This window comes from Panacibacter ginsenosidivorans, from assembly GCF_007971225.1.
In the GTDB taxonomy this organism is placed as follows: domain Bacteria; phylum Bacteroidota; class Bacteroidia; order Chitinophagales; family Chitinophagaceae; genus Panacibacter; species Panacibacter ginsenosidivorans.
In genome coordinates this window covers 2,721,388-2,734,146 of record NZ_CP042435.1, presented here as the reverse complement: position 1 = coordinate 2,734,146, position 12,759 = coordinate 2,721,388, and the positions used below count along the sequence as shown (strand labels likewise).

Annotated in this window: 9 protein-coding genes; 7 read left to right on the top strand and 2 right to left on the bottom strand. The window is 38.2% G+C overall.

Translation table 11 applies throughout. The features are described from left to right. Nucleotides 1-30: 30 nt before the first annotated feature. From FRZ67_RS11555 to FRZ67_RS11530, 6 genes are all read left to right on the top strand, one after another. On the top strand, nucleotides 31-429 hold the full coding sequence (locus FRZ67_RS11555) for a GxxExxY protein (RefSeq protein ID WP_147189711.1): 399 nt from the start codon (nucleotides 31-33) through the stop codon (nucleotides 427-429). A gap of 83 nt (nucleotides 430-512) precedes the next feature. Further along, complete coding sequence (locus FRZ67_RS11550; RefSeq protein ID WP_147189710.1) at nucleotides 513-1,943, top strand: glucoamylase family protein; 1,431 nt, start codon at nucleotides 513-515, stop codon at nucleotides 1,941-1,943. Between the two features lie 171 nt (nucleotides 1,944-2,114). Further along, nucleotides 2,115-4,595 (top strand): glycoside hydrolase family 31 protein, encoded by a 2,481-nt coding sequence (locus FRZ67_RS11545; protein WP_147189709.1) that lies wholly within the window; start codon nucleotides 2,115-2,117, stop codon nucleotides 4,593-4,595. A 70-nt stretch (nucleotides 4,596-4,665) separates the two neighbouring features. Then, nucleotides 4,666-5,331, top strand: coding sequence for a GDSL-type esterase/lipase family protein (locus tag FRZ67_RS11540; protein ID WP_147189708.1), 666 nt, complete (start codon nucleotides 4,666-4,668; stop codon nucleotides 5,329-5,331). 163 nt (nucleotides 5,332-5,494) lie between these two features. After that, nucleotides 5,495-7,762, top strand: a complete 2,268-nt coding sequence (gene bglX / locus FRZ67_RS11535) for a beta-glucosidase BglX (RefSeq protein WP_147189707.1) — start codon at nucleotides 5,495-5,497, stop codon at nucleotides 7,760-7,762. 197 nt (nucleotides 7,763-7,959) lie between these two features. After that, on the top strand, nucleotides 7,960-8,946 hold the full coding sequence (locus FRZ67_RS11530; protein ID WP_147189706.1) for a nucleoside hydrolase: 987 nt from the start codon (nucleotides 7,960-7,962) through the stop codon (nucleotides 8,944-8,946). 110 nt (nucleotides 8,947-9,056) lie between these two features. Here FRZ67_RS11530 and FRZ67_RS11525 read toward each other — a convergent pair whose 3' ends face one another. Then, the gene (locus tag FRZ67_RS11525) at nucleotides 9,057-9,272 is read right to left on the bottom strand and encodes a hypothetical protein (RefSeq protein WP_147189705.1); all 216 of its coding nucleotides are present in this window, start codon (nucleotides 9,270-9,272) and stop codon (nucleotides 9,057-9,059) included. Between the two features lie 22 nt (nucleotides 9,273-9,294). Continuing rightward, nucleotides 9,295-10,017 (bottom strand): sugar transferase, encoded by a 723-nt coding sequence (locus FRZ67_RS11520; RefSeq protein WP_147189704.1) that lies wholly within the window; start codon nucleotides 10,015-10,017, stop codon nucleotides 9,295-9,297. Between the two features lie 1,310 nt (nucleotides 10,018-11,327). On the opposite strand from FRZ67_RS11520, the gene FRZ67_RS11515 reads away from it, so the two are divergent. After that, nucleotides 11,328-12,752: a DNA recombination protein RmuC gene (locus tag FRZ67_RS11515; RefSeq protein WP_147189703.1), complete on the top strand. Its 1,425-nt coding sequence runs from the start codon at nucleotides 11,328-11,330 to the stop codon at nucleotides 12,750-12,752. Nucleotides 12,753-12,759 lie beyond the last annotated feature (7 nt).

Below are 12,759 nucleotides of genomic sequence, written 5' to 3'. Positions count from 1 at the left end.
TATTATCAACTTACTAAAAATTACCAACTTATGAGCCCTGAAACAGCCAACAACAATGATTACCCTTTACAAGAACTTACTAGCAGGATAATTGGATTAGGAATCGAGATACACAAAACTTTAGGTGCAGGGTTTTTGGAAATAGTTTACAAAGATGCTTTTGAATATGAATTTACAGTTAATCAAATCCTATTTGCAAGGGAAGAAGAATTAAAAATTTCGTATAAGACTACAATTTTGAAGCATACATTCTATGCAGACTTTATAGTGTTTGACAATGTTATTCTGGAAATAAAAGCTAAAGAAGGTGGCATTGCCGAAGAAGATTATGCGCAAACAATAAATTATTTGAAGTGTTCCGGGTGTAAGATAGGCTTGATATTAAATTTTGCAAAGCTGAAACTAGAAATTAAAAGAGTCATTTATTAAATGCCACAAACGCACTGAAACACAGAGAAAGTGTAAAAATTGATTTCTGTGTTTCTGTGTTCTCTGTGGCAAAAGAAAATTATATGAAATATATATTTCCCATTTTCTTATTATTATCTGTGGCGTCACATGCACAGAAGAAAAACATTGCTGCTACAAAAGCATTTCCTGATTCCATTGCACCTGTTGGCATCATAAAAAATCTTTCTGATGCTGAATTGTTGGATGTTGTACAACGGCAAACATTCCGCTTTTTCTGGCATGGCGCACATCCGGTAAGCGGTCTTGCATTAGAAAGAGACAACACCGTGCATGCAGAATACTATTGGGATTATATTAATGAAGCATGGGATGAACCGAATTTTAGCAAATCAACTTTTGGTCCTGATGCAGGTGCAATTGGCGGAACAGGCTTTGGTATCATGGCAACCATTGTTGCAGTTGAGCGCGGCTGGATCGGCAGAGATACTGCAGTTGGGAGATTAATTAAGATCGCAGATTTTTTGACGCATGCGGATTGTTATCATGGCATCTATCCCCACTTCATGAATGGAAGAACAGGAAAAGCAATTCCATTCGATCGCTTGGATGATGGCGCTGATCTTGTTGAAACTTCTTATTTAATGATGGGCTTTTTATGCGCAAGAGAATATTTTAATAAAGATGTTCCAAAGGAAAAATATTTACGCAACCGGATCACTGCGATGTGGGGTGCTGCAAACTGGAACTGGCATACAAACAATCAAAATAAATTATTCTGGCACTGGAGCCCTAACAATGGATTTGATATGAACTTTCCTATCTGGGGTTGGAATGAATGTTTGATCACTTATATTCTTTCTGCGTCTTCTCCTTATCATGCTATTTCAAAAGAAGCTTATGATGGGTCATGGGTTGGCAGCGCAGGTTTTAAAAATGGTAAAGAATATTACGGTTATACATTGCCGCTTGGCAACTATGATAAAGACAAAGGCGGTCCGTTATTCTTTGAACAATATACTTTCCAGGGAATTGATCCGAACGGGTTGATTGATTCTTTGGGCAACGATTATTTTATGCAGGGAAAAAATCATACGCTGATCAATCGTGCTTATTGCATAGAAAACCCCAATCGCTTTAAAGGCTATAGCGAGAAGTGCTGGGGCTTAACTGCAGGTGATAGTTACAAAGGTTACCTGGCACACAGTCCTGAAAATGATCGCGGCGTTATTCAGCCGACCGCAGCTATTTCATCTATGCCATACACGCCTAAAGAAAGCATGGAGGCATTGCGTTATTTCTATTATCAACTGGGTGATAAGATCTGGGGTCCTTATGGTTTTGCAGATGGTTTCAGTTTTGAACATAACTGGTATGCAAAAACACATCTTGCCATTGATGAAGGGCCAATCGTTACCATGATAGAAAATTATCGTAGCGGTTTATTGTGGAAGTTATTTATGAGCATTCCCGATGTGCAAAATGGTTTAAAAAAACTCGGATTTAAAAGCCCGTGGATAAAAGAAAATAAATAAGAGAAATTTTTTTTATGTACCAGGTTTTTGAATAAATATTAAGCTTTTGTTGCGTCGCACTCTTGTACGTTTTATTCGCTGCCCGGCAAAAATTCCGAACGCACAAGTGAGTGACACAACAGGCGATGAATAACGATAAATAGCCTGCATCTAAATAAATATTTTTATACCATGCCTGCATTCATAAAGAGCATTTGTTTGCCTTTTTTTCTTTCTGCATTTTTTGTTGCTTCAATAAATGCACAAATAACAGTTGACAAAATTATCTCTTATAAAAAAACCACATCGGGTATAGAAGGAAAAGCGGACAACGCCATTTTTGATGTACATGCATACAGCGAAAATATTATTCGGGTGAGGGTTTCAAAAAATAAACGTATTAGTAATTTCTCCTACGCACTTGTTGATACAGCAGTTCCGGCATTCAATAATATTAGTATTGAAGATAAAGGCAACACGGTCATTCTTTCTACAAGCGTAATTGTTGCGGAAATAAGAAAGCAACCCTTTTTCAAAATAATATTCAGAGACAAGCAAGGAGATATTTTAAATGAAGATGCCGATGCCACTGGTTTTGCCGGCGATAGGGTAACTGCATATAAACAGCTGCAGGATGGCGAAAGATTTATTGGTATGGGCGAAGCGCTTGGTAATCTTGATAGAAGAGGCAGCGGCATTACGTTGAACAACACAGATAATTATAAGTACAGCGATCCGCGAGTGCCAATGTACAGCAGCATTCCGTTTTACATGGGTATTCATCATAATCTTGTGTATGGATTATTTTTTAATAACACTTATAAAGCATTTTTCAATTTTGGATTATCTACTCCATTTACTTCTGTAAGTTTTGACGGCGGCGATATGGATTACTTTTTCATGTACGATACTTCTGTTGCAAAAATTATTGAACACTATACTTCCTTAACAGGTCGCACACAATTGCCACCCATGTGGAGCTTGGGTTATCAGCAAAGCCGCTGCACATACTATCCGCAGGATAAGGTGATGTGGATCGCAGAAACATTTCGCCGTAAACAAATTCCGATTGATGGAATCGTATTAGATGCAGATTATCAGTTGGGCTACGAACCTTTCAGAACAAATACGCAACGCTTCCCCGATCTGCCAAAGCTTTCTTCTGATCTGAAGAAAATGAATATTGAATTAACTGCATCGGTTTATCCCGGTGTAAACATCGACAGCAGTTACGATTCTTATACTGATGGATTGAAGAAAAATATTTTTATCAAAACAACTGATGACAAACCATTTCAAACAGAGATTGCGCCGTTGAAAGTGCATTTGCCTGATTATACAAATGCAAAAGCAAGAGAGTGGTGGATTGATAAAATGCAATGGATGAAAACGAATGGTATTAACGGTTACTGGAACGATATGAATGAACCTGCAGTCGGAGGCAGTTATTTACCAGATAATCTTGTATTTGACTTTGATGGAAGAAAAGCCACTGCAGCAGAAGCAAAAAATGTATACGGCTTTCAGATGGCAAGAAGCAGTTATGAAGCAGCATTGAAGAATAATAACACTCAGCGACCTTTTGTTTTAACGCGTTCCGGATTTGCAGGCGTGCAGCGCTATTCAGCTATGTGGAGCGGCGATAATATGGCAACAGATGAAGGGTTAATGACAAGTGTTTTGTTAAATACTCAATTTGGTATTTCGGGTGTGCCGTTTGTTGGGTATGATATTGGCGGTTACATTGGCGATGGCAATAAAAATTTATACACCCGTTGGATAGAAGTTGGCATTTTTTCTCCTTATTGCCGCAATCATCGTGAATTTTTCGGCGCAGCAAACGAGCCCTGGGCTTATGGAGAAGAAGCTGAAGCAATTTCAAAAACATATATTGGTTTTCGTTATCAGATGATGCCCTATATCTATTCTGCTTTTTATGAAGCGTCGCAAACAGGGTTGCCAGTTCAAAGAAGTTTGAGTATTAATTATCCTTTTGATGGGAACGTGTATGAGTTGAACTACCAATATCAGTTTTTATTTGGTGATGCTATTTTGGTTGCGCCTCTCACAAGTAAAGAAACATCAAAGAAAATTTATTTACCGCACGGAGATTGGTATAACATTTATACCGACAAAAAAATAACAGCACCAAAAGAATTTACACAGGAAACCCCTGCATGCCAATTACCCATTTACATAAAGGCATCTGCAATTATTCCAATGCAAAGTTTGGTTCAGTCAACAAAGCAAAAACCTGCTGATACTTTGTTTTTGCATGTTTACTATGGAAAAGAAAAAAATACATTCACTTACTACGAAGATGATGGCAATACGATGGCTTATAAAAATGGAAACTTCTGCAAAAGAAATATTGAGTTTGATCCTATTTCAAAACAATTAATCGTATCTGCGCAGGAAGGAACATACACGTCTGATTTTCACAATATAAAATTAATGCTTCACGGGTTTGATAAATCCATCAATAAGATCGATGTTAACTATAAACCTGTATTGACCGGAGATGACCACGTGCAATTGCTGAATGCATTGGAAAATCTTGATGATATTTATGATAAGAAATACTACCAATCACTCAAAAATTCTTCGCCGGCACCGCCTGTAAAAACCTGCACGATAATTAATTCCCCAAAACAAATAAATATTAGCTGGTAAATATTTACGCTGTATGAAAAAAATCAAATAAATTTATTGCGTCTTTTTGACGCAAAGAAAACGATTCATCATGCTTGCAAAATCTCTAGCTTCATTATTTATTGCATTCCTTTGTTCAGCTACCATTTTTGCACAGGTGTCTTTACCATTCGCAGGTGAGATACAAAAATTCAGGCAGGCAGACAGCACGCAAATGCCTTCACAAAACGAGATTCTTTTTGTAGGCAGCTCTTCTTTTACAAAATGGACAGATGTACAAAATTATTTTCCTGCTTACCCAATTATCAATCGCGGCTTTGGTGGCTCTACATTGCTGGATGTAACGATGTATGCAGATGATGTTATTTTTCCTTATCATCCAAAACAGATTGTTATCTATTGTGGTGAGAATGATCTTGCTTATGTTGATACTGTTTCCGCTCAAACTGTTGCCAATCGTTTTATTACTTTGTTCGATGTCATTAGACATGTTTGGAATGAAGTTCCAATTGATTTCATTTCAATCAAACCAAGCCCAAGCCGCGAAAAGCTGATGCCCAAAATGATTGAGGCAAATAAACTCATCAAAAGTTTTCTTGCTTCCAAAAAGAACACAGCTTTTATAGATGTGTTTTCAAAAATGCTTACACAAGACGGAAAACTAATGCCCGGAATATACATAGAAGACAAATTGCACATGAACGCAAAAGGTTATGCTATCTGGCAAAAAGAGATTGAGCCATATTTAGTAAAATAGAAATAGTATGAGCCCAACTGCAAAGAAGGTGGCATCGCCTGTTGCGTCGCACTCTTATACTTCCTGTTCAATATTGAACTGAACGTTGAAGTGAGTGACACAACAACGGCATGATAGTTATTCAAAAGCTGGCAACACAATAAATAAAACAATACAGCACTACATGAAAAAAATATTTCTTCTTCTTGGTTTACTTACTACGGTTTATGCACAGGCACAACAAGACGCAAAGATGAATGCTTTTGTAAGCAACCTTATGAGCAAAATGACGCTCGATGAAAAGATTGGCCAGTTGAATCTTGTAACGCCTGGTGGTGCGGTTACCGGTGCTGTTGTAAGTAAAGGTGTTGATGAAAATATCCGCAAAGGTTTGGTGGGTGGTTTGTTTGGAATATGGGGACCGGAAAAAGTAAGGCAGGCACAGAAGATCGCTGTAGAAAATTCGCGGTTGCATATACCGCTGATCTTTGGTTTGGATGTGATACACGGTCATAAAACTATTTTTCCTATTCCACTTGGCATGGCTGCAACATGGGATACAATGCTTGTCGAAAAAAGTGCACGCATTGCTGCAACAGAAGCAACGGCTGATGGTTTAAAATGGGCATTCTCACCTATGGTTGATATTGCCCGTGATCCGCGCTGGGGAAGGATTTCAGAAGGTAATGGTGAAGATCCATACCTGGGTTCTAAAATTGCACAGGCAATGGTAAGAGGTTACCAGAATGGCGATGTTTCAAAAGATAATTCTTTGATGGCTTGCGTAAAACATTTTGCTTTATATGGCGGTGCAGAAGCCGGTAGAGAATATAACACTGTTGACATGAGCCGTGTTCAGATGTATGAATATTATTTGCCTCCTTATAAAGCCGCTGTTGATGCTGGCGTTGGAAGTGTAATGAGTTCTTTCAATGTTGTGGATGGAATTCCTGCGACAGGTAATAAGTGGTTGCTTACTGAATTATTGCGCAAACAATGGGGCTTTAAAGGGTTTGTAGTTTCTGATTATACTTCTGTAAGCGAGATGACTGCCCATGGCATGGGAGACCTGCAAGCCGTGTCGGCACTGGCTTTGAAAGCAGGGCTGGACATGGATATGGTGGCAGAAGGTTTTTTAAACACACTCAAAAAATCTTTGAGCGAAGGAAAGGTAACGCAACAGGATATTGATGTTGCATGCAAACGAATATTGGAAGCAAAATATAAAATGGGCTTGTTTGAAGATCCTTATCGCGGCGTTAATGAAGACAGACCAGCAAAAGAAATATTGACAGATGATAACCGTAAAGCTGCACGTGAAGTTGCGGAACATTCTTTTGTGCTTTTAAAAAATGATGCACAAATATTGCCGCTAAAAAAATCTGGAACCATTGCATTGGTTGGGCCTTTAGCAGATAACCAACGCAACATGCTTGGTACATGGGTTGTTGCGGGCGACTGGCAAAAATCTGTAAGTGTAATGCAAGGCATAAGAAATGTTGCAGGCAATAATGTAAATATTATTTATGAAAAAGGTGCCAACATTACTGATGATTCTTTATTGAAAGCGCGTACCAATGCTTTAGGTGTGGAAGTAGAAACGGATAAACGTTCTCCACAGGATATGATCAATGAAGCGGTTGATGCAGCAAATAAGGCAGATGTTGTTGTTGCTGTAGTTGGCGAAGCTGCAGATATGACCGGTGAATCTTCCAGCCGTTCTGATATCAGCATTCCTGAGAGTCAGGAAAATTTATTGAAAGCTTTGGTACAAACAGGAAAGCCTGTTGTAATTGTTTTGTTCAACGGAAGGCCATTAACACTTACATGGGAGAATGATCATGCAAAAGCAATTTTAGACACCTGGTTTGGGGGAACCGAGGCAGGCAATGCAATAGCTGATGTATTGTTTGGAAATTATAATCCTTCCGGAAAAATTTCAACGACTTTTCCTAGAAGCGTTGGGCAAATTCCAATTTATTACAACCATAAAAATACAGGCCGCCCATTTAACAATGATGGGGCAAAATTCAAATCAAGCTACCTTGATATAAGCAATGATCCTTTGTACCCCTTCGGTTATGGTTTGAGCTATACAACTTTTTCTTACAGCGATGTAAAACTTAGTAAAACAAAGCTCAAAGGAAATGAAACCCTCAATGCAACTGTTACCGTAAGTAATACAGGAAAGTTTGCCGGGGAAGAAACGGTACAGTTATATATTTCTGATCCTGTGGCTTCTGTTTCCCGTTCTGTAAAAGATTTGAAAGGTTTCCAGAAAATAATGTTACAACCGGGGGAAAGCAAAGAAGTAACCTTTACAATAACACCGGAACAATTGAAGTTCTTCAATAGCGATCTGAAATATGATTGGGAAAGCGGAGATTTTATTGTTCATATTGGCACCAATTCGAGCGATGTAAAAATTGCAAAATTGAATTGGATAAAATAGGCGTTTTTATTTCTCTATAAGCAGCAGTTAGTTTGGTTTAAAGCGGGCGACGTAATTGTTGCCCGTTTTTGTTTTCCGTCTGCAATGCATGTGGCATCGCCTGTTGTGTCACTCACTTCAGCCTTGTCTTTTTTACTCATCATGAATTTATCTTTTAGAATTTGCTATATTCAATATTCCTAATAAAGTGATACTGTATGAAATATTTTCTTACCTCTTTTTTTATAGTTATAATTTTTGGTTCGTTTATTGAAAAGCAAAAGCCAGTTTCAATAATCTTTGATACAGACATTGCACCCGATTATGATGACGTAGGTGCTATGGCGTTACTTCATGCCTTTGAAGACAATGGTGAAGCAAAAATTCTGGCAACTATTTCCTGTAATGCATTTGAAACAACTGCACCTACATTAAGTGTGTTGAATACCTACTTTAACAAACCTAATATACCAATAGGCATTACAAAAAATACGCAGCCAAATAAAGATTGTGCACAGCAATGGGCACAGGCAATCGTTACAAAATATCCGCACCAGCTTAAAACAAATGGCGAAGCCGAAGATGCGGTAAAACTGTACAGGAAAATACTTTCATCTCAGCCAGATAAAAGTGTAACAATTATTACTGTTGGGTTTTTCACCAACCTCGCAGGGTTATTAAACTCAACATCAGATGAATATTCCCCGCTTAATGGAAAGGATCTTATTATAAAAAAAGTAAAGCAACTGGTTTCAATGTCTGCAAGAATTGACAGTGGAAAAAACAGTGGTTATGAATTCAATGTCGTTGTAGATGCAAATGCTTCTCAAAAAGTTTTTAATGAATGGCCAACACCATGGATCATGAGTGGTTTTGAGATTGGTGAAAAAATTCATACCGGCATTCGGCTGATCAATAATGAGAGCATTCAAAACAGTCCTGTAAAAGATGCCTTTAAAATTGCATTGGCAAAAGACAATAATACAATTGGCCGCAACAGCTGGGACGAAACTGCTGTACTGGTTGCTGTGCGTGGGTTACGCCCTTATTTCAATTTTAAAAAATTGAATTTTAAAATTGAAGATGATGGAAAGGATATAGTAATAGCAGGAGACAAAATAGTTTACTTAACTTTCAAACAAACACCGGAAGAAATTGCAGGAACGATCGAAGATCTGATGATGCATCAGCCTAAAGTGAAGTAAAGTATTTTTTCATCAGGCAAATAACTTTCGCGGTTACGAACATCCCTTCCTGATCAATGAAAAGTATTCTTAATTGTATTGGTTAATTGTATTTGCTGTTGTCATTATCCTCAAACCAGGTGAAAAAAAATCGCCTTTACTTTTAAATTTATTGCAAGGTCTGCATCAATTTCTTTGGTGAACTGCCAGCGATAATTATTATCGCGGGTAAATTGAAATTTATCCGGACCATTTACTTCCAGCCACCCGTTTTCATTTTTTACAATGAAATAATCTGCTCCGTTGAATGAGACGATCGTTTCTATGGTATTTAGTTGTGCTTTCATATACATTAATCATCTTTCTTTGTTAATAAGCGCCTTCTCCCGTAATGACAACTACTGGTGTCTCTATCAATATTTTAAGGTCCAGCAATAAACTGTATTTCTCTATATACCTTGTATCATGCTCCATCATATATTCAGCTCTCGTATTATTAACCCGGTCGCGTATCTGCCATAACCCTGTTATGCCTGGTCTCACAAGACAACGTGTTTCTTTAAACTCAGGCAGGTGCTTCAGCATAAAAGGTACTAGAGGCCGCGGGCCAACAATACTCATGTCTCCTTTCAAAACATTGAATAATTGCGGAAGCTCATCTATACTTGTTTTACGGATGATCTTACCGATCCATGTAATGCGGGAGTCATTTTTTACTTTATGAAGAATACCTTTTTCCTGCTCAGCAAGCGCAGTTGTATGGTCAGCTGTTTTACTGCTCTGATCTTCAACCATAGACCTGAACTTATAGCATTTGAAATTTATTTCGTGTAAACCAACACGCTCATTGGAATAAAGAATGGCTCCTTTGGAAGTAAGTTTAATGATAGCAGCAACAATGATCAGAATCGGCGCAAAAAAAATAATTAATAAGGAAGAAGCAAGAATATCAAATATTCTTTTGACAGACAATTGAAATCCTTTGTCTTCAAGTGTTGCTTTTATTCTTTCATGGTGAATAATATAAGGAAGGTGCATTACGTATGTCGCATTTTCCTGTCTGGGTACCGGGTTCGCAAATTGCATTTTCATAAGAATAGAATGTTTGTTTTTAAAAGGATCGGGTTTTATTGACCAGGTAATTTGCTAAAAACATGCCAAATGAGTTTTTTAAAAATTTATACCTGAAAATCAACGAGATAGTAACTCAATGCGTTGTGGAAATTCCCGTTTTGACAAAATACTTTCCCTTTTCAGGTAATAAATGCATTTATACAGTTAATAAACGGCAAATTTTTTTTGAACTATCATAATGCTTATGCCGGTGTAAAAGGTTAAACGCATTGTACAACAATACTGAACGTTACCAGCGCGGCATAGTGGTATCAAAATGGCTTTAAGATTTTCTTTTCGGCAAAATCTTCTATTTAAGATATCGACTCTTTCCTGATCTTTTTTACGCAAACCAATAATATTTGCCTCAAAAGTTTTTTTCTTCCGTTCTTTTGCATCAAGGCAAAAGAACCAAAAAATCAAGGACCACATGAACGTTGCTCACGGCATCTTTTATTTTAGTTGTTGGTGTTCGCGAATCTCCTTCGTCGATTTCCGCGCATTGGTCCGTGCCAGCGCCACACATTGCGTTCTCAAATCAAATAAACCTTCACGAAAAAGAGTTAAGGTCTTTTGCATAAAGTGCGAAGATTGAAATCCTGGAACAAGCACACTAAAGTTCTATTGCTGAAACCACAGTAGTACAAAAGCCTAATCAAGAAACAATGAACGAAATGCGAAGCATTCATCGAGGCAAATAAAAATAGCAGATCACGAGATAATTGCTGTACATCATTCGCTCTTGAACTTTTTGTTACTTTTTCTTTCAAGAGAAAAAGTACGGAAATAAAAAAAGCAAATAATATTTCCATCAAAAGTTTTTTTCTTGTGTTCTTTTGCCTTGATGCAAAAGAACCAAAAAATCAAGGACCACATGATCGTTGCTCACATTATCTGTTATTTTATTTTGGTGTTCGCGAATCTCCTTCGTCGATTTCCGTGCATTTTGCCTTGCCAACGCTACACATTACGTTGTCAAATCAAATAAACCTTTGCAATAAAAAGCTCAGGTCTTTTGTATAAAGTGCGAAGATCAAATCCTGAAACTGCACACTAAAGTTCAATTGTTGAATTCACAGTAGCACTTCAGCTACATCAAAGCGAAAAGAAAGAAAAGTGTTGTGTATCTTTTCTTTCTTGACTTTTTTTGTTACTTTTTTGTGTTAAGACAAAAAAGTAAATAACAACTTGCCAAAAACACAGCAACCCAAAAGAGCAGGAAAAAAACAAAAAAATAAATAAGAAATTTTCTATCTTACCCCTACAACCCTAAAGGTTGCTTTACCAACATGACTACCGAATTAATTCTTCTTATTATAATTGCAATATTATTACTCATTATTCTCATCAAAGTATTTTCTAATTCTAATAGCACGCTGCAAACAGAAGTGCGCCGCATAGAACAATCCGTAAAAACAGAAATAGCAGCCAACCGCAAAGAAACATTCGAACAATCTGCACTCGCCAGGAAAGAGTTACAACAATCATTACAATCTTTCGAAGAAAAACTCAATCATCTCACCACAACCATCGATCATAAACTCACGACATTCACAGAAAGCAATAACAACAATGCAACTGCAAGCCGCACCGAAATAAAAGAAGCACTCAATACATTCAAGAAAGATCTTGCACAAAGCATTACAGAACTCAACAGCATACAAAAAGATAACTTCTTTGCACTACTAAACAAACAAAGCGAACAAAACACAGACACCAGCACAAAGCTCGACAGCATGCGACAAACCATCGAACAAAAGGTTACCGCCATGCAGCAAAGCAATGAGCAAAAGCTTGAGCAGATGCGCATTACCGTTGATGAAAAACTGCAGCAAACTTTAGAAGCACGTCTCGGCGAAAGTTTCAAACTCGTAAGCGAACGCCTCGAAGCCGTGCACAAAGGCTTAGGCGATATGCAGCAACTTGCCACCGGTGTTGGCGATCTCAAACGTGTACTCAGCAATGTAAAAACACGTGGCGTATTGGGCGAGTATCAACTCGAGAACATACTCGAGCAAATACTTACCACAGAACAATATGCAAAGAATGTAAAAACAAAAGAAGGCAGCAATGCACTCGTAGAGTTTGCCGTAAAACTCCCCGGCACGCAGGATAAAACACTCTGGCTGCCCATAGATTCCAAGTTTCCCAAAGAAGATTTTGAGTTGCTGCTGCAGGCATACGAGCATGGCGATGCCACACTCATAGAAGAAAGCCGCAAAGCATTTGTACGCGGCATAAAAAAATGCGCCGCAGACATCTGCAACCGTTATATCGATCCGCCAAACACAACAGACTTTGCCATACTCTTTCTGCCCTTCGAAAGTTTATATGCAGAAGTCTTGCGCACACCCGGTCTGTTCGAAAGCATCCGCACCGAATACAAAATAAACATTGCCGGACCCACCACACTCTCCGCCTTCTTAAGCAGTTTACAAATGGGTTTCCGCACACTCGCCATAGAAAAGCGCAGCGGCGAAGTATGGCAGTTACTCAGTGCCGTAAAAACAGAGTTTGGCAATTTCAGCGGCTTACTCGATAAAGCACAGAAGAACATACAAACCGGGCTCGACCAGTTAGAGCATGTTGCAGGCGTACGCACAAGAGCCATACAAAAAAGATTAAGAAATGTAGATGCTTTGCCAGCGGAAGAAGCACATAAAATCTTACCAATAACAACAGAAGATTTACAGGAAGAACCTGATGAACAATGAACAAAAG